This window comes from Arenibacter sp. F20364 (assembly GCF_023015905.1).
Classification (GTDB): domain Bacteria; phylum Bacteroidota; class Bacteroidia; order Flavobacteriales; family Flavobacteriaceae; genus Arenibacter.
The window spans coordinates 237,637-264,058 of record NZ_JALKBD010000003.1 but is presented as its reverse complement, the minus strand read 5'-3'; the positions used below and the strand labels follow the sequence as shown (position 1 = coordinate 264,058).

Here is a 26,422-nt window from a genome sequence, read left to right as displayed (position 1 = left end):
AAACTAACTATCAAACCTACTTATATACAGGAAAAATTGGATGGGTGATAGTTTGTCTTTGGGTATTACTGCAAAACCAAAACAATGAAAATGAAGAAAAATATTACGCCTCTATTGGTGGATTTTTAAGCAGGCGATCAAAACCTTCCAATACCGTTGCAAATACAATTATTAGACAGCACCCAAAGGCATTTAACCACAAATAGGACATCCAATCGTAACTCCAGCCAATAATTACAATGCATTGTGTTATTATGGCTGCTACAAAAACGGCGTTGCCCTTGATGAATTTAAAAAAGAAGGCAATCAGAAAAATACCAAGAACATTCCCATAAAATATAGAGCCGATAATGTTCACCAACTGAATTAAATTATCAAATAAGTTGGCGACACAGGCAATTGAAATAGCAATAGCTCCCCACATTAGGGTGAATAACTTTGAAACCTTTACATAATGCGCCTGTGTAAATTCACCTTTCTTATTTCGTTTGTATAGATCCAAAGACGTAACCGTTCCCAAAGCATTTAATTCGGAGGCGGTAGAGGACATAGCGGCCGAAAGAATCACAGCCAACAACAGACCGATTAGCCCCTTAGGAAGAAAATTTAAAATAAAATGGATAAACACATAATCCTTGTCATTGGTCTCTACACTGTCATCCGCCATAGAAATTAATGCTTGGGCAGCCTTTCTATTTTCCTTATCCTTATTGTTTATACTAACAATGTGTTGTTTGGCATCTTCAATAGCGTCGTACTCCTTAAGATCAAGAGCCCCGGAAAATTTATTCTGGGCCATTCTTTTTTCACTTTCCAGAACCAAATGTTCTTCTTCCAAAATTTTATAATCCTCGGCATATGAAGATTCCATTATGGCGTTCGTAGCCGCTGGATTGAAGTTTAAAGGGGAATGGTTGAATTGAAAAAATATAAATACCATTACACCCACCAACAGTATAAAGAATTGCATAGGTATTTTTAGCAATCCATTGAAGATTAGTCCAAGTTGACTTTCCCTGACTGTTTTACCGGAAAGATATCTTTGCACTTGACTTTGATCCGTTCCAAAATAGGCCAAGGCAAGAAAAAGCCCACCCGTAATTCCACTCCAAAAGGTATAACGACTTGTGGTATTGACGCTAAAATCCAAAATATTCAATTTATCACTGGCTCCGGCGATCTTCAATGCTTTGCTGAAAGTGATGTCCTCCGGTAAATATCCGAGTATAAAAAAGAATGCGATAAACATCCCTGTCATGATGATGAACATTTGTTGCTTATGTGTAACACTCACAGCCTTGGTACCACCAGAAACGGTATAAATGATAACAAGGATACCTATTAGAATATTTAGGGTCTTCAAGTCCCAGCCCAATACGGCAGAAAGAATAATTGAAGGTGCAAAAATGGTAATACCCGCGGCAAGACCACGTTGAATTAAAAATAACAAAGCTGCCAATGTCCTTGTTTTTAGATCAAAGCGGTTTTCTAAGAACTCATAGGCGGTATATACATTGAGCCTGTGATAAATGGGGACAAATACTAAGCAAATGATAATCATGGCCAACGGTAGACCAAAATAGAATTGAACAAATCCCATTCCGTCATGAAAGGCCTGTCCTGGAGTTGATAAAAATGTTATGGCACTGGCCTGAGTAGCCATTACAGAAAGACCTATGGTCCACCATTTGGCGTCGTGACCGCCAAGGACATAGTCCTTTACATCCTTGCTTCCTTTTGTTCTCCAAACACCATATCCAACAATGAACATAAGGGTTCCAACAAGTATGATCCAATCTAGTGCTGCCATTTTATCGGTTTCCGGTCATTATTAAATAAAAAACTATGATGTAGATAACATTGAGAACTATTACCAGTGTATATTCTTTTTTCCAATCAAATTTCTCGAACATAATGACGTTTGTTTGCTATTCCGTTATTTTTGGGTCTCTTGTTTCACGGAAAGTATATTAGCGAACAGCCTATAAGCACCTGTTACTCCCGCGGGCAATTCCCTGAAAAAACTTAATCCTGTATAAATATAATTGCCCTTACCATACGGTGCAACCAAAAGGCTACCTTTTAATGCAGGTTCCCCTTCGTCGTTCATAGAAAGTATGGGAGTAAATTCTTTGGACCATTCATCCGGGAAATATAGACCGCGTTCCTGAACCCAACCTGCAAAATCGTTCTCGGTTATTTTGTTTGGATAGTTGACCAGGACATGGCTTTTGGCCAGTATTTTTACATCGGAAGTTTCATCCGTAACCCTGTCACGGGAAATTGATAGGGGATAGGGAGCAAGGTTCTCCATGTCCAATCCATTTCTACCAGCGGTGTTATACTGAATAATTAGGTTACCCCCCTCTTTTACATAATCCAATAAATAGCGTTGTTTAAATTTTAATTCGTCCACCACATTGTATGCCCTTATACCAACAACAATAGCATCGAACTTGGCCAATGAACCTTCCTGAATAGTACTGGGGGCAATATTTACGACATTATATCCTATTTGTTTCAAACTCTCGGGTATTTCATCCCCAGCCCCATTTATATATCCTATATTTTCCCCGTTCTTATTAATATTTAGTCGGACCACTTTGGTTTCAGAAGGCAATAACACAGATTGTTTGGGAATATGGTCATATGATATTTCGATCAACTCCCTGGATATTTCTTTGCCATCAACTTTAATAATGGGGGAAATATAATTTTCATCTTCTCCGGAGGGTGGAGTTAACAGAAAATGTAATACATGTTGATCTCCTCTTTTTGCTATTTCAAAAGGTTTTATTTCTTGATCTACCTTCCAGCCTTTTCCATAACACAGCTGTAATTCTCCCTTTACATTGTCTTTGAGCGCTTTTATGGTCACCGGAATTTCTTTGGGTTTGGAGTCGGCAAAAATGATCACTTTATCCTTAAAACTTGCTGTTGCCTCGGGCAATATTTCAAAGGGCTGGTATATTTCCCCTTTTTCCGGTTTGGAATATCTGTATACAATGGGTTTTACAATATTTATGGAATATCCGTTGAATTCCAACTCAAAGCTCACCTCAAAAGCATTGGGAGTTTCCGGTTTCCCAATTAGATTTTGGTCGGTAACCTTATACATTCCTGTGGTGCCCTTGTTATTTAACCAATATGGACTAGTGTAAGACATGTTGCTAGGAACCTTCAGATTTATTTGAAATACTTCCTTGTTGTTTTCTCTTAGGGGGATTGTTTTGGCCACACGATTGTCCTCAGAGATGGAAACTGCTATAAGATTAATGTTTGCGTCGCTTCTATTGAGCGCTTCAATATTGATAGGTATATTACTTCCCGGGTAGGTATTGGATGCTGTTGCAGTAGCTTCCAAATAAAGTCCGCTAACCGCTAGGATGATATCTTCCAATTCCTTTTTCTTAATTGCTTTCCAATGCTCGTCCTTCAATTTTAAAATAGCTTTATACCCTTCAATGAGCTGTGGCAAGTGTTTTGATGGATGGGTAAAATCGAAATTTTTCTCAATTTCATACAAAATTTTCCCGACGGCTTCCCCGCCTTCAACCCGCGACCAAGTCGTATTTATTCCGTCAAAAATATCGGATTTATTCTTTGGCAGATCTCCTTTTAAAAGTTCTATATACTCATTTTCACTCCCCCGGGTAGACAACCTTCCAAACCCTTGGCACAAATGCTGGCTACTGGCAAGTGACGCTATTTCGTTGTTGGATACACCTCTTAAAGGGTAATACACCCCTACATCAAGATCGATCATTTTGGATTTGTCCGCCTCTTGAAATTTGTCCTCACTGCCATAAAACCACCAAGAGGTATTAAAAAACAATCTTTTTGGCTGCCAAACGGCAGTACTTTTTAACTGTTCTGGATAAATATTGGGGTTGTTGGCCAGATCGAAAGCTTCATAGCTCAACATGGCAGAGGAAGTGTGATGTCCATGGGTAGTACCTGGTGATCTGTGGTCAAATCTGTTGATGATAATATCCGGTCTGTAATTCCGTATAATCCAGATAACATCGCTTAGAACGGCTTCCTTGTTCCATATTTTAAGGGTTTCGTTCGGGTGTTTGGAGTATCCAAAATCATTGGCTCTTGAAAAAAATTGTTCCCCTCCATCTATACGTCTTGCGGCCAGCAATTCCTGGGTTCTTAAAACTCCCAATAGTTCCCTTAGCTCGGAACCGATCAAGTTTTGTCCCCCATCACCACGGGTTAGGGATAGGTAAGCCGTTTTGGCCTTTACCTCATTGGAAAGATAGGAAATTAGTCTTGTATTTTCATCATCCGGATGTGCGGCAATATAAAGGGCCGAACCCAAAAAATTTAATTTTTGAATAGAGTGATATATGTCCGAAGAAGTATTTTTTCTAGGTGCTTGAGTATAAATGAGTTGGTAGGATAGTAGTATCCCAAAAAAGAATACCCAAGAAAGGCGCATATAAAATTGTTTTAGTTGGTGCCCAAATATAAAAATATAAAATCCGCAACCGTAATTTTTACAACTACTTTAACAACTTATAGGGCATCGCTGTTTTCTAGGGAATCCTCGTAGGTTTGTGCCAAGGCAACTGCCTTCATCAGCATCATATTATTTGGATAGGTAAATAGCTCGCCATTTCTCCTTCTTAGATGGATATGAAAGGCCCTAATATCCTCTATGAGATATACTTCATCGGGTAACTCGATTTCCTTGTCCATAATCTTTATTTTATCCCCAATTTTAAAAGGAAAAGAAAAAAACAATATAACCCCGGCAGTAATATTGCTCAAAATTGACCATTGGGCAAAAAGGGCAACTCCAATTACGGCAAAAACAGAGGAAAATACCAATCCTATTTCCTTAATGTCTACCCCCCAAATCAATATTAGGGCTACTATTCCAAAAGTGGTAAGGCCAATGGTAGAGTATTTTATGATCAAACGAGTGCGAACTTCGTTTATGTCACTTATTTTACCTACTTTCTTTATTGCTTTGGTACCTAGATATTTTAAAATCAATAACACCAACAAACAAATGCCAGTCCCTAAAAGTTGATTCTTGTATTCAAAAAAAAATGTTCCCATAAAAATTATAGTCCTAAACTGTCGCGCAAAAATACATCACTATTTTTGTTTTCCTGCCAATAAGCCCTTTTTAATGTTTTTAACTTGGAGGCCTTGGATGTCAATATTTGGGCCTTGGCCCCAAAGCCGCTTTTGTAACTCTCTGACCAATTCTCAATACCATATGGAAAAGATTTGGAAAAGGTAATGGCCAGGGTTCGATCCAATTCCGGGTAGGTAATTTTGTAGGTATTCCAGTTATCTTCTGATATTAATTCCACATTGGCATCATATGCCTTTAATTCATTATGGGACAGTCTTATATATTCCAAGGACGGTACAATCTTCATGCTTCCTGTTGGAAGGTTGTTTGGGTTGATCCTTATTTTGTTCCAGATTTCGTTTTCCAAAAGGGTTTTGTCCAATTCTATGTTTTGGTCCCCTTCTTTCTCAAAATAGGAGAAGGATTTAATTTCAAACTTTTCCTTATTGTTCAATTGGGAATAGACCTGACCGCACCATTCTTGTACAGACGCCGTGAGTTTTATAGCGTGTTGGTTGTCCGTTACCGGATAAAAACTACTGTTCATTATGGAGTAGGGGTAGATTCCCGTTAAGAAATTTTTGGTGCTATTCAGTTTTAAGACGGATATATTATTGGGGTTTGATTGATCTGCCTTTACCTGTTTGTCTGCCAAAAACGGCTCGGTGACGAAGATCAGTACAGCGCTGCCTTCCCTAAGTTCACCGTAGCGGGCCTGTTCCAATTTGTAGGAAGTAATTTCTGCTTTCCCGGCATACCAGTAATTTTTGAATTCATCCGATAACTCAGTTTTTACAGGTTCTGTACCGGAATTTTTAATTTCATTTTCTGCTAAGGAAGTTTTCCCAGAATTCTGTGAAGTTTCCTTGCAGGCAATGAAGAGAACCATTACTAATAACAATGGCAAAAAATTGAATTTAGTAGGACTTTGCATAGAAATTAAATTTCCATAAAATTATTTAAAATAACCTAACCCACCATGGCCATTAACGTTTTGTATACCAATTGGGTCGGTAAACCTACTACGTTTGTATAGGAGCCCTGAATTTCTTCTATGCCAATAAGTCCTATCCAATCTTGAATACCATAGCCCCCAGCTTTGTCAAACGGATTATAGTTCTGAATATAGTATTTAATTTCCCAATCGGTCAATTCCTTGAATTTCACCTTGGTACAATGATTCACAGTTTTTTGTTGACCCTTGGTTGTAAAGCAAACAGAGGTTATTACTTGATGCCAATCGTTGGATAGTGTTTTTAGCATAGCAAATGCTTCCTGCAGATCGGCAGGTTTTGCCAGAGATTTATTATTGTGCCATACCACCGTATCCGAAGTTATGAGTATATCCATGGCCCCCAACTTATTATTGAACCCTTTAGCTTTCAATTCTGCCAAATAATCCGAGATTTCTGCCCCTTTTAAATGATCGGGATATATTTCATCCAAATGTATAGGGTGAACTTTAAAATCCAACCCCATTTCCTTCAAGTACTGTTGTCTTCTAGGGGATGCCGAGGCAAGTATAATTTGATGTTCTTTTAATTTGTTGTTGGCCATACTTTTAATCGTTCTTGGCGCTGAAATTATCGGCCCAATGTCCTCTCACTTTCAGCACCTGCTCTATCACATCCCGCACACAGCCATCACCTCCGTGTTTATGGGAGATGTATTTGGCCAAGGCTTTTACCTCCGGGACCGCATTCTGTGGACAGCAGGGAATACCCGCCAATCTCATTGGGGGAATATCGGGGATGTCATCACCCATATAAAGTACATGCTGTGGGTTGATATTGTAAATATCCAAGTATTCGTCAAAAGGGTCTATTTTGTGGTGGGCCCCCATATGTATGTCAGTAACTCCCAAACCCCTCAATCGGAGTCTTACGCCTTCATTGGTGCCACCGGAAATAATACATATGTTATATCCTTGTTGAATAGCCACTTTTACGCCATAACCATCCTGAACGTTCATGGTCCTTAACATTTCTCCATCCGAAGTTATAATAATCTTACCATCCGTAAATACCCCATCCACATCGAATACAAAAGTGGTTATATCCTGTAGTAGTTCCTTATAACTTTTGTCCATATTTTTCTCCTATCAATTTGCTTAACAAGCTGTAAATATCCTGATAATTTTTATTATTTAGCTGATTTATATGCCTTTCCATGGTCTTGGCATCATTTCTTTTAGCCGGTCCGGTTTGGGCATCGTCAGGTGGTAAATAGTCCAATTTATTTACAGTTTCCTTTATCAAAGGGGTTAAAATGCTGAATGGTAAATTATTATCCTTGCAAATATTGTGACCTATCGTAAATAAATAATTGGTAAAATTATTCACGAATACCGCTGCCAAATGCAACGATTTTCTTTGGTCGGATGAAATCTCGTGAACCTCTAAGGATAGGAATTGCGCCAATTTCTTTAAGAGTGCCAAATCGTTTTTATCTTCAGCCTCGATACAGATCGGCACTTTTTTAAAATCGATCGTCCTACCCTCGCTAAAACTTTGTAGTGGATAAAAAACCCCCCTACTTTTCTGCCTCCCAAGAGATTTTAAGGGAACACTTCCTGAAGTATGTGCCACTAAACCTTTTTTCTGCTGCAGGAATGGCGCTACCTTGGAAATGGCATCATCACTCACTGCAATTATATATATATCTGAATCCATAATTTTGGTAAAATCACTAGCAGTGGCAACCTTCTCCTTAAAATAGGAGAGGTGATCTTCATCTCGACCAAGTACTTGTAAAATGTTTACTTCACGGATTCGCCCAAAGGCATTGAATAAATGCTTGGCGACATTGCCAGTTCCCAACAAAACAATAGAAATCATAATCAAAAGTAATTATTAAATCAAAATTATGGGATGCTGTACGATAAGTTTTTAATTATCTGATCCCAAGTTAGATGTTTAAAAAAAAGGAAATTAGTTGTTTGATGTCTTCTCAATTTTAATAATGGGGTTTATTCAATTAACAAAAGATTTAATAATTAAACACTTATAAAAATGTATTTTTGCATGCTAAAATCAAACCTTTCTTGCCAAAATGATTGAACTCATTAAAAAGATCTTCTTTTCTACACGATTAACTGCCGTTTTATTCATCGTATTTGCTACTGCCATGGCCTTTGGTACTTTTATCGAAAGTTGGTATAGCACGGAGACGGCCAGAATTTGGATATATAATACCACTTGGTTCGAGGCTATCATGGTATTTTTTGTTATCAATTTCGTTGGTAATATTGCTCGTTACAACCTTTTAAAAAAGGAAAAATGGGCAATATTGATATTACACCTTTCTTGGATATTAATTATTCTTGGGGCATTTGTTACCCGATACATTAGCTTTGAAGGAATGATGCCCATAAGGGAAGGAAATACGGAAAATGTTTTCTATTCGGACAAGACCTATCTAACGGTTTATGTGGATGGGGAAATAAACAATGAGCCCAAACGTAAAATTTTAGAGGACGATATCTTGGTTACCGCTGAAGCTATTAAATCCAATTTGCCTTGGAATTCAGATTTTAACGGACAGCCGTTTACCATATCCTATGCTGGCTTTATTGATGGGGCAAAGGAAGGCTTGGTCGAAGATGCCAATGGGAAAGAATATTTAAAAATTGTGGAAGCCGGGGATGGACAGCGTCACGAACATTATTTGGAAAGCGGAGAGGTTACCAGTATTCACAACGTATTGTTTGCCTTGAACAACATGACCGATGGAGCTATCAATATTCTTGAAACTGAAGGTAATTATGAGATAAAGTCGCCCTTCGAAGGACAGTTTATGAGAATGGCCGATCAATTGCAGGGAGAACTGGTAAAGGATAGCCTACAAACATTACAGCTTAGATCCTTATACACTACTGCGGGGATGCAATTTGTAATTCCAGAGCCGGTTATTAGGGGATCATATGGAGTAATCGCCATACCGGAAAATGAAAAGACGGAAAACGATCAGGACGCCTTAATAGTGGACATCAGTAGTAATGGTGAAACGGTACAGAAAAAATTATTGGGTGCAAAAGGGATGGCCAATTTTTCTGGGGAAATTAATGTGGGAGGCTTAGATTTTAACCTGTCCTATGGCTCCAAGGTGTATACCTTGCCTTTCGGAATTAAATTGAACGATTTCATAGCCGAAAAACATCCTGGAACCGAGAACAGTTATGCTTCCTTTATGAGTAAGGTTACTATTGAGGACGAACGTCCTTTTGATTATGATATTTACATGAACCATATTTTGGATCACCAAGGGTATCGCTTTTTTCAAGCCAGTTTTCACCCAGATGAAAAGGGTACCGTATTATCCGTAAACCACGATTTTTGGGGCACCTGGATAACCTATATTGGTTATTTCCTATTGTATGCCGGACTTATGGGTATTATGTTTTTTGGTAAGACAAGGTTTAAAAGTTTGGGTGCTTCCTTGGAGAAACTAAAGAATAAAAGAGCGAAGTTGGCCGTGATATTTATTCTGGGGAGCAGTTTAAGTATGTTGGCGCAAGAAAATACGGAGATAGATGGGCATGCACACGATAATACTCCTACAGCGGAGCAGATAGATTCCCTTTTACATATAATAACTCCTTCCAAAGAACATGCGGCCAAATTTTCTGAATTGGTCGTTCAGGATGCCGGAGGGCGTATGAAACCCATAAACACATTTTCTTCGGAACTGTTAAGAAAATTAAGTCTCAAGGACAAGTATTCCGACTTTAACTCCGATCAAGTCTTCCTTTCCATGATGTTAAATCCTGCGGCCTGGTATAATGCCGAATTTATTGCCTTGGACAAGAAAGGGGACAATGACAGTATTCGTAAAATTTTGGGTGTAGAACACGCCAGAAAGTACATTAAGGCAACTGATTTTTTCAACGAAAAAGGGGAGTACAAATTAACGCCTTATCTTAGGGAGGCCTACGCCACCAATACCCCCAATCAATTTCAGAAAGATTTTAAAGCTTTGGACGAACGATTGGTACTTTTGGATCAGGCATTGGGAGGAAAAATTGTTAAGATATTCCCATTGCTCAATGATGAAAACAACAAATGGATCTCGGCAGTTGAATATAGGGCGGGACAATTCCAGGTATCGGATTCCCTTTATGCCAATTTTATAAAAAATGCCGTTCCCTTTTACTTGATGAGCCTTGAAAAAGCTGTTAGAAATGGCGACTATTCCGAGGCCGATAAATTGTTGGCCGCCTTTAAAAAGAATCAAGAAAATCACGGTAGCGAGGTATTGCCGTCGGATAACAAAATTAAAGCAGAAGTATTTTACAACAAGGTAGATTTATATAATAAGCTTTATAAGTATTATGCCCTTGTAGGTTTATTGATGTTTGTTCTCCTTGTAGTTCAAATTATCAAGGATAGAAAGGCACTTAGGGTTAGTATTGCCGGCATCAAGGTGTTAATTTATGTATTTTTTGTGCTGCACACCCTTGGATTGGCAATGCGGTGGTATATTTCCGGACATGCGCCATGGAGCGATGCCTATGAAAGTATTCTTTATGTTTCCTGGGCAACTCTGGGTATGGGGCTATTGTTCAGTAAGAAGAGCGATATGACAGTGGCGGCATCTACCTTTGTTACCGCTATGTTGCTGTGGATTGCCCATCAGAGCTGGGTAGACCCCTCTATAGCAAATCTAGTACCTGTTCTGGATAGTTACTGGTTAATGATCCATGTGGCGGTCATAGTGGGTAGTTATGGTCCCTTGACTGTGGGAATGATCTTGGGTGTGGTGAGTCTGTTGTTGATTATTATGACCAACAGCAAGAACAAGGAAAAAATGGATATTAATATAAAGGAACTCACCATTATCAATGAGCTGTCCTTAACGGTTGGCTTGGTAATGTTGACGATTGGTAATTTCTTGGGAGGCCAATGGGCCAATGAAAGTTGGGGACGTTATTGGGGATGGGATCCTAAAGAAACTTGGGCCCTGATCTCTATTATGATCTATGCTTTCGTAGTCCATACCAGATTGATTCCCGGTTTACGTGGTAAGTGGATGTTTAATTTTCTCAGTGTGGTTGCCTTCGGAAGTATTATGATGACCTATTTTGGTGTCAATTTTTATTTGGTAGGCCTGCACAGTTATGCCAGTGGTGCCCAAGTTATTACCCCCACCTTTATTTATTACACCGTCTTTGGTGTACTGGTTTTGGGGGGTGTAAGTTATTGGCGCAATAAAAAATTCTATGCCAAGTAATAGGTTATTTATGGTTCTTGTCAATATCCCATAATTCAATATTAAAAATTGATATTGGTTAGTACACCTTTAGAAGTGATGTAAATGGAGTCTTTTGGTTTGAAATGGTAGAAGTGCGACAAGTAGTGTTTAAGCTATTTTTGTAACTTTATACACCATAATTCAATATCAATAAAAAATGATAGAATGAAACAACAAAAACAAGGCTTCAATACCATTTGTACCCATTTCGGGCAATTGGAGGATAAGGAATATAAAGGTGCCATTTCCCCCTTGTACATGGGGACTGCTTATGCCTTTGAAGATATTGATGTAAAACGTTACCCTAGATATTTTAACACTCCCAATCAAGTGGCATTGGCCAAAAAGATAGCCGCTTTGGAGCATGCCGAAGAGGCATTGATTTTTGGAAGTGGCATGGCTGCCATCAGTACTTCTTTACTGGCCTTTTTAAAGGCCGGAGACCATATAGTCTTGCAGAAGATTATATATGGCGGTACCTATAATTTGGTGGTCGAGGAATTTGAAAAATTTGGGATTTCCTACTCCTTTACCGATGGTTTTCGGGCAGAGGATTTTGAGGCAAAAGTTCAAGAAAACACCAAAGTTATTTATATTGAAACGCCATCGAACCCACTATTGAACATTACGGATTTAAAGATGGTTGCCGATATTTCCAAAAAACATGATCTTGTCTCCATGATCGACAATACGTTTGCGAGCCCTGTGAATCAAAACCCCGTTGATTTTGGGATAGATGTGGTGATTCATAGCGCCACAAAATATATGGGTGGACACTCCGACATTTGTGCAGGTGCGGTAGCTTCCACCAAAGAGAATATGATGCGCATATTCCAATTGGCTAAAAATCTTGGAGGTAGTCTTAGTGATTACACTGTTTGGTTATTGGAAAGAAGTATAAAAACAATGGGGATAAGGGTTAGGGCTCAAAATGAAAATGCACAGCGCATGGCCAAATACCTTTATGACCACAAAGATATAGCTGCCGTATATTATCCTGGCCTACCTTCCCATCCAGATCACGATGTAGCCAAAAGGCAAATGAAAGGTTTTGGAGGGATGCTTTCTTTTGAGTTAAAAGCTGATTTTAACGCTTCAAAATTTCAAAAATCCTTAAAATTGATAAAACCTGCCATGAGTTTGGCGGGGGTGGAAAGTACGGTGCTTTCCCCAACCTTAACTTCACATTCCCTTTTAAGTGCAGAAGAGCGAAAGCGGCAGGGAATTGCAGATGGGTTGATACGATTCTCTGTCGGTATTGAAGAAACAGAGGATTTAATTGAGGATATTGAACAAGCCATGGAAAAAGTTAGGAAAATAAAGGATTTGGCCATCTAGATTCAAGTTGGCAACAACAGTGGGGAGAGCATACTATTAATAAAATTGAAGTTTTAGGAAGCTAATGTGAAAGCTTTCAAGAACAAAGCAGACAAAGATTAAATGAAATTAGACATATTAGTATTCGGTGCGCACCCGGATGACGCAGAATTGGGAGCAGGGGCTACCATAGCTAAGGAAGTGGCCAATGGCAAGAAAGTAGGAATAGTGGATTTGACCCGTGGAGAATTGGGTACACGCGGTTCTGCTGAAATACGGGATAGAGAGGCGGCGGATGCTGCTAAAATTTTGGGTGTGGCAGTCCGTGAAAACCTCGAATTTGCCGATGGATTTTTCACCAACGATAGGAAGCATCAGTTGGAAATAATAAAAATGATCAGGAAGTATAGGCCCGAGACGGTATTGTGCAATGCCATTGAGGATAGGCATATTGATCACGCCAAAGGCAGCAAGCTAGTTAGTGATGCATGTTTTTTAAGCGGCCTAATAAAAATTGATACCAAAATTGATGGGGAGGAAAAGTGGCAGGAAGCTTGGAGGCCCAAATTGGTTCATCATTACATACAATGGAAAAATCTAGAACCTGACTTTGTTGTGGATGTGTCCGATTTTATTGATACTAAAGTTAAGGCCATTATGGCCTATAGTTCCCAATTTTACGACCCTAAAAGTAAAGAGCCGGAAACGCCTATTAGTAGTAAAAACTTTATAGATAGTGTGGTTTATAGGTCAAGGGACCTGGGACGAATGGTAGGAATATCCTATGCAGAAGGCTTTACCACGGAGCGATTCGTGGCCGTTAAGGACTTGGACAGTCTTATTTAAGCAGATTTTTGGAACTGCTTCCTTCCTTTGGGAACCGTAAAATAAAATGTTGAACCTTCATTTAGTTCACTTTTCATCCAGAGCCTGCCACCATTTTTTATGACCATTTCAATGCATAGGGATAAGCCTAGACCTGTTCCTTTTTCATTGTTGGTGCCATAGGTGGTGATGGTGGTGTTTTGCGATAATATTTTTTCCTGAATAGACTCGGCAATCCCAATACCGTTATCTTTGACAAATACTTCTATAAACTCATCCCGGTCTACGTGGCCAATAGTTATATGTCCATTATTAGGAGTAAATTTTAGCGCATTGCTCAAAAGATTTCTGATTACGATATCTGTTTGATTTTCATCTGACCAAATCATAGCCTTATTGACTATTAGGTTGTCCATTGTAATCATTTTGGTGTAAGCCATTTCACTTAGTAAACTAATATTGTTTTCCACAAGGGTATACAGATCAATATTACTCGGGTTGGTAGTAGCTTCCCTCATTTGTGACTGTCCCCAGGTAAGAAGGTTGTTCAATGTGAATGAAATACTATTTACGTCGTTCTTTAATTTAGGGATAAACTGCTTAAATTCCGATTCTTTAATATCACCGCTGTTCAGTAATTTTAATAGGCCTTCAAGAGCGCCAATGGGGCCACGCAGATCATGGGCAATTATAGAAAAGAGTTTGTTTTTAGTGTTATTGGTCTCCCACAGTTCGGATTCCCTCAATTCTAGATCCTGTTTTTGCTTTTCTAATTCCCTGTTCAGTTTCTTTAATATTTTTTGTCCTCTTGTGACTAAAAAGGCTATTGCTCCCAAAATAATTATAAATATTATGGCTATGTAAACATAGAGGCGTTGCTTGGCCAGGGCTTTTTCATTTTTCAAAACCAAGGCTTCCTGCTGATTCTTATGGCTGATCTCTGTTTTTAACATGGTCAGACTTTTTTTGTTCTCATCCCTCGATAAGGTATCCGAGATTTGTCTGTAAATTTCATGATATTTTAAAGCAGAGGCATAATTCTCATTGTTCTTATAAATCTTATAAAGCATGTTGGAACATTTTTTAATACCTTCCATTGATTTTATGGTGGAGGATATTTCATAGGCCATCATGGCATAATTATGAGAAAGACTGTCCTTTTCCAGTTCAAAATTGGCTTCGGCCATACCATTGTACAAATCTATTATCCCACGATCGTCCTGAAGATTTTCATGGAGTTCAGAACTTTTGTCGTACCAATACAAGGCTCTGGTATACTGTTTTTGCTTTAAGTAAATCTTTCCCTTTACTTCATAGGCAAAGGCAAGCCAATCCCATTCCTCAGCTTTTTCAAAGATTTTGAGACTACGGTTTATCTTGAATAGCGCGTTCTGGAAATCTCCGGTTTCGGCATAAATGGAAGCTACATTGCTCATGGTCTGGGCCGAGTTTATGTCATTTCCAATTATATTATTGAGTTTTTCCACCTTATTATAAAAATAGAGGGCTTGATCATAATCCTTTTGGGTAGCATATAAATCAGCAATGTTTTCATACAGGATAGATTCCATGGAACTGTTGCCCAAGGTCTGTGCCAGTTTAATATTTTCTAAATAACCTAATAAAGCGGTTGAATAGTTTCCGATGTACACATTTTCATTAGCCAATTCGTTGCTAATTTTTAATAACAAATCGTAATTATCATTCCTTTTGGCAATATTTTGTGCCTTTTCATAATTATCTATTGCCGTTGAATGTTGACCTATATCGAAATAATAGGTTCCCAAATTGAACAGAGCTTCACTTTCTCCATTTCTGTAAGCCAGGGTACTGCTTAGGTCTAGAGCTTCGCTGGAAAGCAATAAAAGACTGTCTGGATTTAAAAACCGTAGTTTTGCACCAAGATCTATCAATAATCCAATATATAAGGTATCCTTTTTAATTTGCTTGTTCTGACTTCTTAACCTGGTTATCTTGGTTCTTATGTCATTGACCGAGGACTCCTGTGCTGATATAATTCCGCAGAGGAAAATTAGAATTAGGAAGCCGGTCATTTTTGCTTTGAATTCCCGTGACGTTAATTTTAATGCTGTAAAAGACATTTTTCTTCAATTATCTGTTGTTAAAAATATCTTTCATTTAAAAAATAGGCTAATTTATGTTGTGAAAGTGAGGTTTTTTGTGTGTTTCGTCCCGTAAAACGTGTGTTTCATCGACAAAGGGAAGTTATAAAATCAATGGAAATAAAGTTTGATAGGGGTATTTTAAGATATGTTATAAAATAATCTAAAATTTATTTTGCGTGATAGAACTAAAGATTTATCTTTGCCACCGCTTACAAATGGTGGTTGTAGCTCAGCTGGTTAGAGCATCGGTTTGTGGTACCGAGGGTCGCCGGTTCGAACCCGGTCTTCCACCCAGAAATTCAACCCTGTCAGAAATGACAGGGTTTTTTTGTGCCCCATATTTTATGCAAAATTGCAGATTAAGTATAATTTGGAATCGAATAAAACTTAGGTTATAAATATTTTTTCATTTTACTCTAGTGATTTCTATTGTTTTTAATAGGTTTTCGTGAATCTGCGATTTCTTTGGATCAATCCCAAAATGTTTCGGTTCCCGGGGGTATTAGGGCGAATTCCCGGTTCATTCTGTGTTTTGGAGATGGCTATCAATAATACCTGGATTTACTATATTTACGGTTGAAATAGGTATCATTAATCATTACGATAGGACTGTTTTTAGCTAATGGAAATCAAATATATGTCATTTAGATTATCGCTGCTTTTTTTCGTTTTAACCAATTGCCTCTATTCTCAGGAGAATAGGATTGAATGGGAACCGGGTTACACCTTTAAAATTGAAGATTTTCAAGGTCCTAAAACCGCCATTAATGAGGATATAGAAAATGTGTTTGTTCAATCGGGGGTGATGCTCGATTTTGCATTTCAAATGTCCAATGTTGAATTTATGTTCACAAAAAACTTCAATTCTAAAGTGGGTTGTACGTTTCAAAAAGACAAGGCTGTTCTAATGGCACCGGATAGTGTAGGTGCTGAAAGATTGATAGCTCTTGTTGAATTTGACTTTGATCTCTCGGAACTTTATGCCAGAAAGATTAGAAAGGAACTGTTTGAAAACAAAAAGACCTTTTCCGATGCAACGTTTTTTCAACCCTATTTTGACAAAATGATAGAGGAACGTAATGTGGTCAGTGCCAGGGTCTATTCAGAAACGGATTTTGGAAATAAAGAGGCGGTCTTGGAAAAAGAACATAAAGTTGTAAAAAAAGAACTTAATCAATTTTCCTATTTTTGTAAGGAGTGCAAGCCCCCAAAAAATAGAAATAAAACCGACTAACAAATCGTATCGGTAAATCTCAGCTAATATAATTCCAAATGTTTTTGTACTTCACCAATTGTGTGTAGGTATGGAGTATAATTGGATGCTGTTGCAAAGAAATATCTTCCTTTAGAATTTTAAGGGCATGGTATCTGGCTGTCTTTAGAATATCGTTGTCCTTGATTATATCCGCTATTTTTAGATTAAGAACACCACTTTGTTGGGTCCCCATTAAATCTCCCGGACCACGTAACTTTAAATCCACCTCCGCAATCTGAAATCCGTCATTGGTGCCAACCATTGTTTCCAACCTGGTTTTTGAGTCTGAAGACAGTTTGTGTCCGGTCATTAGGATACAAAAACTTTGATCGGCCCCGCGACCAACCCTACCCCTCAGCTGATGTAGTTGCGATAAACCAAATCGTTCCGCACTTTCAATGATCATGACTGAGGCATTGGGCACATTAACGCCCACCTCTATTACAGTAGTAGCAACCATAATTTGTGTTTCTCCCTTAACAAAACGATCCATTTCATAATCCTTGTCGGCAGGTTTCATTTTGCCATGTACAATCGAAATCTGAAAATCTGGTAAAGGAAAATCCCTTGCTATACTCTCGTAACCATCCATAAGATCCTTATAATCCAACGCTTCGGATTCCTGAATTAAGGGATATACCACATAAATTTGGCGCCCTTTTTTAATCTCATCCCTAATAAATTGAAACACCTTTAAACGGTTGGAGTCGTAGCGGTGTACGGTTTTAATAGGTTTTCTTCCTGGAGGCAGTTCATCTATTGTGGAAATATCCAGATCGCCATATAAACTCATAGCCAAGGTCCTAGGAATGGGGGTAGCAGTCATTACCAATATATGGGGGGGGATATCATTCTTGTGCCATAACTTGGCACGCTGTGCCACACCAAATCTGTGTTGTTCATCTACAATGGCAAGTCCCAGATTTTTATAGGCAACCTTATCCTCCAGTAAGGCATGGGTGCCAATTAGAATATGAAGCTGCCCATTCTCCAATTGCTCATGGATTACCCTACGGTCCGGTTTTTTGACGGAGCCAGTAAGCAGGGCTATGTTCACCCCAATATCACCAAGAAGTTCCTTGATTCCCATAAAGTGTTGGTTGGCCAAAATTTCCGTTGGGGCCATTAAGCAGGCTTGGTAGCCATTGTCTATAGCGAGCAGCATGGTCATTAGGGCTACAATAGTTTTTCCAGATCCTACGTCCCCTTGCAGTAATCTATTCATTTGGGCATTGCTCCCTAAATCGGCCCTAATTTCCTTTATTACCCTTTTCTGGGCATGGGTGAGTTCAAAAGGCAAGTGATGCTCATAAAATGTTTTGAAAAGTGTTCCTACCTTATCAAAATTATACCCTTTTATTTTTTGCTTGTGCAGTAGATTTTTGGAAATAAGCTGCAGTTGTATATAGAATAATTCCTCAAATTTCAACCGAAATTGTGCCTTGGCCAACAGTTCCTGATTTTTAGGAAAATGTATATTGAAAAGCGCTTTACTTTTAGAGATAAGCCCCAGTTCATTTATGAGGCTAGGGGATAGGGTTTCCCTGAACTGTCCCTTTGTTTCCATAAACAATTGCTGAATAAGTTTATTGGTAACCCTATTGGTAATACCCTTATTGCTAAGTTTTTCGGTGGAAGGATACACAGGTTGCATACTTATTTTTAATCCTTTTTCATGGTCTTCCAACAATTCCATTTCTGGATGCGGCATGGAGTAGGTACCATTGAACCAATTTACCTTTCCGAAAATAACACAAGGAATATTTAATTTCAGATTTTCGCGGATCCATTTTTGCCCCCTAAACCAAACCAACTCCATTTCTCCTGTATCATCAATAAATTTGGCAACCAAGCGCTTACCCCTTTTTTGTTCAACCGTTTTAATATTGACAATCTTGCCAATAATTTGAACATCCGAACTGGTCCGCTGTAGTTGGTTAATTTTATAATATTGGGTTTTGTCTATATAGCGATTGGGAAAAAGATTTATTAAATCCTGATACGTCTGTATGCCAAGCTCCGATTGTAAGGTCTCTGCACGGTTGGGACCAACGCCTTTTAGGTAAACAATGGGCGTTTGTAGTACATTGGAATTCATTGGGATACACTTAATTATTAGTAGAAGTCTTATTATGTGCCAATGCAATTCATTTAAGACGACTATATTTGATATTATATTTTTTTTCTATAGACTAAAATAGGGGTTCCGCAATACAACTGCAATAAACTAAAATGCTAAATTTGAAAAAGAATATCAATGGCCGCAATTTATGGGTTAAATTTTTGACATAAATATTGTTATTCGTTTTTTTAATTAAGATGTTGTCCAAATTGCACCGTACCCTTCAAAATATTTGCTTTTAAACGCATGAAATATGTATTCCTTTTTCTTTTGGTCCAATCTTCCTTTGTGGCATTTGCCCAGCATCAGGACAAGGTAGATTTTATTCACGGAAAAGTAGCTATACAAATAGCTCCCAAGACCAAAACTATTACAGGGTCTGTAGCCTACAAATTGAAGGTTCTACAAAAAGTGGATACTGTTTTTCTTGATGCCCAAAATATAAATACCATAGAGGTCAAACTCAATAATAAAAAGGTCGAGACTACTAATAACGGCGAAACAATAGTAGTTTATAAACGCCTCAAGGCCAATAAAACCTATACTTTGGATATTACTTATACTGCCAATCCCAAACAGGCGGTTTATTTTTTGGGATGGACGGACGACGTAGCCGGCAACGAACAGGTCTGGACACAAGGTCAAGGAAAATATACCAGTCACTGGCTTCCCAGTTTTGATGATATGACTGAAAAGGTCGAGTATGATCTGGATATCAGTTTTAACAAAAACTACGAAGTAATTGCCAATGGAGCCTTAGTAGGAACCAAGGAACTCGACGGATTAAGAAAATGGAGCTTTAATATGGAGAATCCCATGAGTAGCTATTTGTTGGCTTTTGTCATTGGTGATTACCATAGAAAAGAAATTGTATCCCATACAGGTATTCCTATTGATCTTTATCACTATCCAAGCGATAGTCTGTTGGTAGAGCCTACGTATAGATATACCAAGGAAATTTTTGACTTCTTTGAAAAGGAAATTGGTGTTGCCTATCCTTGGCAAAATTACAAACAGATTCCGGTGAGGGATTTTCTATATGCCGGCATGGAAAATACCGGGACTACAGTTTTTTCTGATTCTTATGTAATGGATTCCATTGCATTTACGGACAGAAACTATGTAAACGTAAACGCCCATGAAATGGCACATCAGTGGTTCGGTGATTTTGTTACTGAAGTGGATGGCAGTAGCCATTGGCTTCATGAAGGTTTCGCAACCTATTATGCCCTATTGGCCGAGAAAGAGCTTTTTGGTAAAGAGTATTATTATTGGAAACTATACGAATCCGCTATTCAATTACAGGAATTATCCAATAAAAATAAGGGGGAGGCGCTTATTGATCCAAAGGCAAGTAGCCTAACATTTTATGAAAAAGGTGCTTGGGCCTTGCACGTTTTAAAATATCAAATAGGGGAGGAGAGTTTTAGGAAGGGGATTCAACAGTACCTGAAAAAGTACGGATTTAAAAATGCAACAATAGACGACTTTATTGGGGAAATGGAGTTGGTGACTGGCTATGACCTTGGCATTTTCCGGAATAAATGGTTGGTTGATCAAGAATTTCCTTTTGATGTGGCAAAAAAAATCCTTATCCGTGAATCTGAGGATCTAAACACTTTTTTCAAGATTCAAAGAGAAATGATGATAAGTAGTATGGCTAATGAATCTATAATCAAAAGGTTTTGGAACACCACAAAATCCGAGATGTTAAAAGCCAAAATAATCAAAACCTATTATAAATCCCTATCCCAAGATTTTTTAAAGGAAATATTTGAGACCAAGAATGTCGTTCTACGGCAGGCGCTAGCGGTCTCCGCAGGGCAGTTGCCTTTGGATCTAAAATCTGAATATGAATCACTCTTGGGTGACGATAGTTATATTACCATAGAGGAAATGTTGTACAAACTTTGGATAAATTACCCAAATGAAAGGGTGAAATACTTAAACAAAACTAAAGGCATAATTGGCTTTTCAAATAAGAACATTCGATTATTGTGGCTCAGTTTGGCCTTGCTCACCAAGGATTTTGAACCCAACAACACCAACGATTATTATGTAGAACTCAGTGGGTATACCTCCCCAGTGTATTCCTATGAAGTTCGTCAATTGGCATTTCAATTCTTGGAGCAATTGATTGGTTTTTCAGATAAGAATTTGTTGGATCTAGTAGATGCAACCCAACATCATTCTTGGCAGTTTAGAAAATATACCCGCACATTATTGGACCAACTTTTGGAAAAAAAGGAATATAGGGATAGAATAGGTGGGTTGAGGGTAAAATTAAATGAGGAGGAATTGCGTTATATTAGCAACAAACTGATTTCTGAATGAGAGCAATGGTAATTTCTGGTGGTGGTAGCAAGGGGGCATTTGCTGGTGGAGTTGCCCAATATTTAATGCAGGAATTGAACCACAATTACGACTTGTTTTTGGGTACTTCCACAGGCAGTCTCTTGATTTCCCATCTGGCCCTGCAGAAAATTGCAAAAATTAAACAGGTTTATACTTCGGTAAATCAAAATGATATTTTTAGTAATTGTCCTTTTGTTATAAAAAAGAAATATGGCATAGAGACCATTGGAGTCCATCATTTAAATGTGATGAAAAATTTTTTCAGGGGAAGTAAGACTTTTGGGGAAAGTCATAATTTATTACAATTGATCAAAAATACCATTTCAATAGTGGAATTTGAGCATTTGAAAAATGGACCTTTGGATATTGTGGTAACGGTCTCCAATTTGTCGTTGAACCAGGTAGAATATAAATCTATCAAAAATTGTACGTATGAGGAGTTTTGTGAATGGATTTGGATTTCCTGCAACTACACCCCATTTATGACCTTGGTAAAGAAGAATGGATGTGAATATGCGGATGGTGGGTTGGGCAGTATGGTTCCTATTGAAGAAGCTATTAGAAGAGGGGCCAAGGTTGTAGACGCTATAATACTGCAAACTGAAGTTACCCAATTAAATAGAATGCCCTCCAAGAATGTCTTTTCCCTACTGACAAGCATGTTTGCTTTTATGCTGGATAGGATTGAACAACAAAATATTAGGATAGGTAAGTTTGTGGCCAACCATAATAATGCCATTATCAATTTCTATTACACTCCCACGGTACTCACCACCAACTCCCTTATATTTGAAAAGGAAAAAATGACCGTATGGTGGGAAAGTGGATTTAATTTTGCCAAACATAAAAATTCTGAAACCAACCTAATAGAGACAGGAATTCAATGAAAGCACTGGTAATAAGTGGGGGAGGCAGTAAAGGAGCCTTTGCAGGTGGAGTGGCCCAATACCTAATGGAAGTTGAAAAACGGGAATATGATATTTTAGTGGGGACCTCCACAGGGAGCCTTTTAATTCCCCAATTGGCTTTAGGCCAAATTGGTAAACTGCATGATATTTATACGAATGTTAATCAACGTTCCATTTTTAGCCTAAATCCTTTCGTAGTCCGAAAAAAGGATAACAGGGAATATGTTTCCATAAACTTTTTAAATACCATTCTGCAATTTGTAAAGAGCAAGCGTACTTTTGGGGAGAGTAAGGCCTTGAGAAGGACCATAAGAAAAAATTTCTCCACGACGGAGTTCAATACCATAAAAACAAGTCATAGGGATGTGGTTGTAACCGTTTCCAACCTTTCCAAAAATAGGATCGAGTATAAGTCTATTAAAGATTTCTCTTATGATGAATTCTGTGATTGGATATGGATTTCCTGTAATTATATCCCGTTCATGTCCCTGGTCAAAAGAGACGGATTTGAGTATGGCGATGGTGGGTTGGGATGTGTTGTTCCCATAAGGGAAGCAATTAGAAGAGGGGCAACAGAAATTGATGCTATAATTTTGGAATCCGAAAATATGGAACACAACAAAGTCTTGGGAAAGAACCCTTTCTCTCTTATGTTAAGTATTTACGGATTTGTATTGGACCAGATAGAATATCACGATATTTCTGAAGGGGTATTGGCAGCAAAACATAATGGGGTGCAATTAAATCTGTATTACACCCCTACTAAGTTAACTGAAAACTCTTTGGTTTTCAATAAAAAACTTATGTCGCAATGGTGGCAACAAGGTTATAAGTATGCTGAGGAAAAATTTTCTAGTGTTACCTAAGGTATATTTTACCAAAGTTCCCCAATTTCCTTTTTAACATAGGCCAAAGCTGTTGCCGAAGGCGAGTTTTTTTCCATGGTTTCATTTAGTATGTCCTCACGAAGTTTGTCTGCCGAATCCGATTCGCTCATACCTGCCTTCCTGATCATTTGGATAGTTGCGCTTTTGGCTGCTTTAATGATGTTCCAACATTCGTCCGTCATATAGATTTGTTGGGATAGGTTATGCTCAAATTCATTTTCGATACTTTTGATGAGCAAATTTTCATAATCATTTTTGTTGCCGTTCTTCGGGCCAACACGTACCACCAAACTAGGAATGGCAATTCGTTCCAAAAACAGGACCATTCTTTCATATGCCTGTAACCTAATGGGCAAGGTGTCTTTTTGACTGTCTTTATGTAGTAAGTACCGTCTTCTTCCTTCTTCATTTCTGGTATGCAGTCTAAAAAAGTAAAAGGCGACGGCTCCGGTTACCACAGCAGGCAATAAATAGGCAAATAGTTGAAAAATTTCCTCTCCAGTCATTTTGTATTGGTGTTTTTTGGTTTGTTGATTATTTAACGACTTATTCCTTTAAAAATTATTGCGGGTTTTAATTTTTTACTCGCCAATTCATTTATTTCGAACTTAGTCAAAAAAAAAGCGCTCGAAAGTACTTTTTAAATTGTGATCATGAATTACAAAAATTTATTTCATACTTTCTTTTACCAGTTTATAGAATTCGTAAAATTTTGGTTGTACTATAATCTCTGTGGCGGTTTCGATGCTGTAAAGCCCTAATTCCGACTTACCGGTGGCAATGATTCGCTTGGGCTCTATTCCATACTTACTTTCCAAGATCCTGGCCACGGCAGAGGCTTGTTGGGTGCCAATCTCCCAGTTGTTCAACTTATTATCCTTGGATTCCACTAAATTACTGTTACTTACAATTTGAATGTCCAATGAAGGGTTGGCTTTTAGAACGCTGCCTATATTGGCAATGATTGCTTCCGCCTTGTCCTGTACCTTGAAATTTTTGGAGTTTTCCCCAAACATATAACTGTTGTCCATGACCACTGCTACCGCGCCATTGCTTACCGTTATCTTTGGGTCACTGCCTAAAGTTTGCTTAAATTGGGTAAAAACGGCTAGGGTTATAGAGTCGCGCCTACTCAATTCATCATTGATAATTCTCAGTTGCGCTTCTTTCTGAACTAGACTCTCAAGGGTACTGTTTATATGATCGGATCTCTTATTGGAGGCCTCTGTAAAACTATTCAAGTTCTTTAATAGATTGCCATTGGTTTCCTTAAGTTCATTGACTTGGGCCTCGTAAGATTCTACTTTGGCGGACGCAATTCTTTCCTGACGTTTGGATTCGGATAAGGCAGTTTCAGACTCCCTTAATTGGGTCCTTAGACCATCTACTTCCTGTATTAGATCTTTTTTGCTCTGTGCATGGGAAATGGTAATGAACATTAATAAAATTAGAATGGTAGAAATTCTTCTTCTCATGGATAAAATTTGTTTATTAGAATATTCGGTATTTATAAATTAGTTGATTTACTGCAAGGATATGCAATTTGATTTTGGGTGCAAAATTAAGATTAAATTTAATTAAGAAGCTGTCTTATTTCTTCCATATAATCTTTTCCTCCCAAATAAGGGCAATTATACAGGTCTTGAAGACCAGAAAAAGGTACCGAAGCTTTATTATAACCATAAGTAGAGGATAAGGACCTGTTTAAATCGTTGTCATCCACATTGACCTGAATATCGTCCATAGTAAACTCACAGGGGTGTTCATAGCCGGCGGCATGTGTTATCTCCAAGAATTCCTTTCTAAAGGTTTTGAAATATTGGGCCAATCGATCAGATTTAAGGGGAACATTTATTCCCCCCTGCAACCATTTATTTTGGGTAGCTATTCCAGTTGGACACCTGTTGGTATGGCATACTTGGGCTTGTATACAACCTATACTCATCATGGCTTCCCTTGCTACATTGATACAATCCACCCCCATGGCAAAGGCCATAGCTGCTTTTGCCGGAAAACCTAATTTACCACTTCCGATGAACACTATTCTTTCGTTAAGGTCGTACTTTTTAAATAATTTGTAAATACTGGAAAATCCGTATACCCAGGGCAGGGAAACGTGATCGGCGAAACTTGGAGGGGCAGCTCCCGTTCCACCCTCGCCACCATCAACGGTAATAAAATCTGGACCCTTGCCTGTTTTGATCATTAGTTTGGCAAGCTCTTCCCATTGATCCAATTTGCCAATGGCACCCTTTATGCCAACAGGAAGACCGGTTTGTTCGGCTATATCCTCAATTAACTGCATTAGTTCCGGAATGGAATTAAAAGCGGAATGTGAGGCCGGTGACAATACATCCTTTCCCATAACAACACCTCTGATTTCACTGATCTCTTGGGTTATCTTTGCGGCCGGTAAAACACCTCCCTTGCCAGGTTTTGCTCCTTGGGATAATTTTATTTCAATGGCTTTGATACAGGGATTGTCACGAACCAATTGTTTCATTTTATCCATGGAAAAATTTCCATCTTCGCTTCGCACCCCAAAATATCCTGTTCCAAAGTGAAATATAACATCTCCTCCCTGTTTGTGATAAGGGGAAAGTCCGCCTTCTCCCGTACTCTGATATGCCCCGGCCTTTTGCACTCCATTGTTCATTGCATTGACAGCAGCTGCTGATAAGGACCCAAAACTCATGGCAGAGACATTAATAATAGAGGCAGGCCTATATGGTTTTTTGCGCTTATTGTAAGACCCAATTGTTTTGGCACAGGGCAAAAAGCAGGGATCTGTAATGTTTGGGTGTTTCCCTGGAAGTTTATAGGCCATCATTTGGTTCTTAACAAAAATATGTTGATGGGCATAAATGTCCCTGTCCGTACCAAAGCCTTCATAATTATTTTCCTTCTTTGCCGAAGCGTAGATCCATCCTCTTTCTATTCGGTTGAAAGGAAGTTCCTCCCGGTTGTTGGCAACAAAATATTGCCTCATTTCAGGACCAATACTCTCCAGCCAATACCTTAAATGTCCTACTATGGGGAAGTTATGCGAAATAGTATGCCCTTTTTGCACAAAGATGTCCCTAATAGCAACCAGTATCAAAAACACTATTATCCAGGCCCACCATGGTAGGTTTGCTAAGGTATTTAAAATTGAATTCATAATATAAATTATAGTTTTGAGAGATGACTTAAAGGATCTTAGGGTAACTTTATTGACAAATCAGCCTTTGCCCCAGACATAATCTGCCTCTGTAATAAATAAATATCTTCACTTGTTTACCAA

At 38.4% G+C, this 26,422-nt stretch carries 19 protein-coding genes and 1 tRNA gene; 8 read left to right on the top strand and 12 right to left on the bottom strand.

Annotated elements, in window-relative coordinates; genetic code table 11:
* Positions 1-103: 103 nt before the first annotated feature.
* The 7 genes from MWU84_RS03745 to MWU84_RS03715 form a co-directional block, all read right to left on the bottom strand.
* Positions 104-1,810, bottom strand: coding sequence for a sodium:solute symporter (locus MWU84_RS03745; RefSeq protein ID WP_246898414.1), 1,707 nt, complete (start codon positions 1,808-1,810; stop codon positions 104-106).
* A gap of 126 nt (positions 1,811-1,936) precedes the next feature.
* Positions 1,937-4,447, bottom strand: coding sequence for a PIG-L family deacetylase (locus tag MWU84_RS03740; protein WP_246898410.1), 2,511 nt, complete (start codon positions 4,445-4,447; stop codon positions 1,937-1,939).
* Between the two features lie 77 nt (positions 4,448-4,524).
* Positions 4,525-5,073, bottom strand: a complete 549-nt coding sequence (locus MWU84_RS03735; RefSeq protein WP_246898407.1) for a mechanosensitive ion channel domain-containing protein — start codon at positions 5,071-5,073, stop codon at positions 4,525-4,527.
* A gap of 5 nt (positions 5,074-5,078) precedes the next feature.
* Positions 5,079-6,002, bottom strand: a complete 924-nt coding sequence (locus MWU84_RS03730; RefSeq protein ID WP_246898405.1) for a septum formation inhibitor Maf — start codon at positions 6,000-6,002, stop codon at positions 5,079-5,081.
* A 62-nt stretch (positions 6,003-6,064) separates the two neighbouring features.
* Positions 6,065-6,652, bottom strand: coding sequence for a Maf-like protein (locus MWU84_RS03725; protein WP_246898403.1), 588 nt, complete (start codon positions 6,650-6,652; stop codon positions 6,065-6,067).
* Positions 6,653-6,656: 4 nt separating this feature from the next.
* Positions 6,657-7,184: an HAD-IIIA family hydrolase gene (locus tag MWU84_RS03720; RefSeq protein WP_246898400.1), complete on the bottom strand. Its 528-nt coding sequence runs from the start codon at positions 7,182-7,184 to the stop codon at positions 6,657-6,659.
* A complete protein-coding gene (locus tag MWU84_RS03715; protein WP_246898398.1) occupies positions 7,168-7,932 on the bottom strand; it encodes a Rossmann-like and DUF2520 domain-containing protein in 765 nt (254 codons plus the stop codon). Before MWU84_RS03715 ends, MWU84_RS03720 begins: the two co-directional genes overlap by 17 nt.
* A gap of 214 nt (positions 7,933-8,146) precedes the next feature.
* Here MWU84_RS03715 and ccsA point away from each other — a divergent pair, with 214 nt between their 5' ends.
* From ccsA to bshB1, 3 genes are all read left to right on the top strand, one after another.
* The gene (gene ccsA / locus MWU84_RS03710) at positions 8,147-11,323 is read left to right on the top strand and encodes a cytochrome c biogenesis protein CcsA (protein ID WP_246898395.1); all 3,177 of its coding nucleotides are present in this window, start codon (positions 8,147-8,149) and stop codon (positions 11,321-11,323) included.
* A 186-nt stretch (positions 11,324-11,509) separates the two neighbouring features.
* Positions 11,510-12,682: a PLP-dependent aspartate aminotransferase family protein gene (locus MWU84_RS03705; RefSeq protein WP_246898393.1), complete on the top strand. Its 1,173-nt coding sequence runs from the start codon at positions 11,510-11,512 to the stop codon at positions 12,680-12,682.
* Between the two features lie 102 nt (positions 12,683-12,784).
* Positions 12,785-13,507 carry a bacillithiol biosynthesis deacetylase BshB1 gene (bshB1, locus tag MWU84_RS03700; protein WP_246898391.1) on the top strand — a complete coding sequence of 241 codons (723 nt, stop codon included), beginning with the start codon at positions 12,785-12,787 and terminating at the stop codon, positions 13,505-13,507.
* On the opposite strand, the gene MWU84_RS03695 is transcribed toward bshB1, so the two are convergent.
* Entirely contained in the window at positions 13,504-15,588 is a 2,085-nt protein-coding gene (locus tag MWU84_RS03695) for a tetratricopeptide repeat protein (RefSeq protein ID WP_246898388.1), read from the bottom strand. The genes bshB1 and MWU84_RS03695 overlap by 4 nt on opposite strands.
* Positions 15,589-15,829: 241 nt before the next feature.
* Here MWU84_RS03695 and MWU84_RS03690 point away from each other — a divergent pair.
* Together MWU84_RS03690 and MWU84_RS03685 are read left to right on the top strand one after the other, a co-directional pair.
* A tRNA-His gene (locus MWU84_RS03690) sits at positions 15,830-15,905 on the top strand.
* 344 nt (positions 15,906-16,249) lie between these two features.
* Positions 16,250-16,846: a hypothetical protein gene (locus MWU84_RS03685; protein ID WP_246898386.1), complete on the top strand. Its 597-nt coding sequence runs from the start codon at positions 16,250-16,252 to the stop codon at positions 16,844-16,846.
* A gap of 19 nt (positions 16,847-16,865) precedes the next feature.
* On the opposite strand, the gene recG is transcribed toward MWU84_RS03685, so the two are convergent.
* Positions 16,866-18,965: an ATP-dependent DNA helicase RecG gene (gene recG, locus MWU84_RS03680; RefSeq protein ID WP_246898384.1), complete on the bottom strand. Its 2,100-nt coding sequence runs from the start codon at positions 18,963-18,965 to the stop codon at positions 16,866-16,868.
* A 270-nt stretch (positions 18,966-19,235) separates the two neighbouring features.
* On the opposite strand from recG, the gene MWU84_RS03675 reads away from it, so the two are divergent.
* Genes MWU84_RS03675 through MWU84_RS03665 form a run of 3 tightly spaced genes read left to right on the top strand, consistent with a single transcriptional unit; the run spans position 19,236 to position 23,118 of the window.
* The gene (locus MWU84_RS03675; RefSeq protein ID WP_246898382.1) at positions 19,236-21,323 is read left to right on the top strand and encodes a M1 family metallopeptidase; all 2,088 of its coding nucleotides are present in this window, start codon (positions 19,236-19,238) and stop codon (positions 21,321-21,323) included.
* Positions 21,320-22,231: a patatin-like phospholipase family protein gene (locus tag MWU84_RS03670; protein WP_246898379.1), complete on the top strand. Its 912-nt coding sequence runs from the start codon at positions 21,320-21,322 to the stop codon at positions 22,229-22,231. Before MWU84_RS03675 ends, MWU84_RS03670 begins: the two co-directional genes overlap by 4 nt.
* Positions 22,228-23,118, top strand: coding sequence for a patatin-like phospholipase family protein (locus MWU84_RS03665; protein ID WP_246898377.1), 891 nt, complete (start codon positions 22,228-22,230; stop codon positions 23,116-23,118). Before MWU84_RS03670 ends, MWU84_RS03665 begins: the two co-directional genes overlap by 4 nt.
* An 8-nt stretch (positions 23,119-23,126) precedes the next feature.
* On the opposite strand, the gene MWU84_RS03660 is transcribed toward MWU84_RS03665, so the two are convergent.
* The 3 genes from MWU84_RS03660 to MWU84_RS03650 form a co-directional block, all read right to left on the bottom strand.
* Complete coding sequence (locus tag MWU84_RS03660; protein ID WP_246898375.1) at positions 23,127-23,645, bottom strand: hypothetical protein; 519 nt, start codon at positions 23,643-23,645, stop codon at positions 23,127-23,129.
* 162 nt (positions 23,646-23,807) lie between these two features.
* Positions 23,808-24,614: an OmpA family protein gene (locus tag MWU84_RS03655; RefSeq protein ID WP_246898373.1), complete on the bottom strand. Its 807-nt coding sequence runs from the start codon at positions 24,612-24,614 to the stop codon at positions 23,808-23,810.
* Between the two features lie 98 nt (positions 24,615-24,712).
* A complete protein-coding gene (locus MWU84_RS03650) occupies positions 24,713-26,299 on the bottom strand; it encodes an FMN-binding glutamate synthase family protein (RefSeq protein WP_246898371.1) in 1,587 nt (528 codons plus the stop codon).
* Positions 26,300-26,422 lie beyond the last annotated feature (123 nt).

Bases quoted from the DNA above. Each gene is read 5' to 3' on its own strand.
- MWU84_RS03745 (WP_246898414.1), bottom strand. From the start codon at position 1,810: ATGGCAGCACTAGATTGGATCATACTTGTTGGAACCCTTATGTTCATT.
- MWU84_RS03740 (WP_246898410.1), bottom strand. From the start codon at position 4,447: ATGCGCCTTTCTTGGGTATTCTTTTTTGGGATACTACTATCCTACCAA.
- MWU84_RS03735 (WP_246898407.1), bottom strand. From the start codon at position 5,073: ATGGGAACATTTTTTTTTGAATACAAGAATCAACTTTTAGGGACTGGC.
- MWU84_RS03725 (WP_246898403.1), bottom strand. From the start codon at position 6,652: ATGGCCAACAACAAATTAAAAGAACATCAAATTATACTTGCCTCGGCA.
- MWU84_RS03720 (WP_246898400.1), bottom strand. From the start codon at position 7,184: ATGGACAAAAGTTATAAGGAACTACTACAGGATATAACCACTTTTGTA.
- MWU84_RS03715 (WP_246898398.1), bottom strand. From the start codon at position 7,932: ATGATTTCTATTGTTTTGTTGGGAACTGGCAATGTCGCCAAGCATTTA.
- ccsA (WP_246898395.1), top strand. From the start codon at position 8,147: ATGATTGAACTCATTAAAAAGATCTTCTTTTCTACACGATTAACTGCC.
- MWU84_RS03705 (WP_246898393.1), top strand. From the start codon at position 11,510: ATGAAACAACAAAAACAAGGCTTCAATACCATTTGTACCCATTTCGGG.
- bshB1 (WP_246898391.1), top strand. From the start codon at position 12,785: ATGAAATTAGACATATTAGTATTCGGTGCGCACCCGGATGACGCAGAA.
- MWU84_RS03695 (WP_246898388.1), bottom strand. From the start codon at position 15,588: ATGTCTTTTACAGCATTAAAATTAACGTCACGGGAATTCAAAGCAAAA.
- MWU84_RS03685 (WP_246898386.1), top strand. From the start codon at position 16,250: ATGTCATTTAGATTATCGCTGCTTTTTTTCGTTTTAACCAATTGCCTC.
- recG (WP_246898384.1), bottom strand. From the start codon at position 18,965: ATGAATTCCAATGTACTACAAACGCCCATTGTTTACCTAAAAGGCGTT.
- MWU84_RS03675 (WP_246898382.1), top strand. From the start codon at position 19,236: ATGAAATATGTATTCCTTTTTCTTTTGGTCCAATCTTCCTTTGTGGCA.
- MWU84_RS03670 (WP_246898379.1), top strand. From the start codon at position 21,320: ATGAGAGCAATGGTAATTTCTGGTGGTGGTAGCAAGGGGGCATTTGCT.
- MWU84_RS03665 (WP_246898377.1), top strand. From the start codon at position 22,228: ATGAAAGCACTGGTAATAAGTGGGGGAGGCAGTAAAGGAGCCTTTGCA.
- MWU84_RS03660 (WP_246898375.1), bottom strand. From the start codon at position 23,645: ATGACTGGAGAGGAAATTTTTCAACTATTTGCCTATTTATTGCCTGCT.
- MWU84_RS03655 (WP_246898373.1), bottom strand. From the start codon at position 24,614: ATGAGAAGAAGAATTTCTACCATTCTAATTTTATTAATGTTCATTACC.
- MWU84_RS03650 (WP_246898371.1), bottom strand. From the start codon at position 26,299: ATGAATTCAATTTTAAATACCTTAGCAAACCTACCATGGTGGGCCTGG.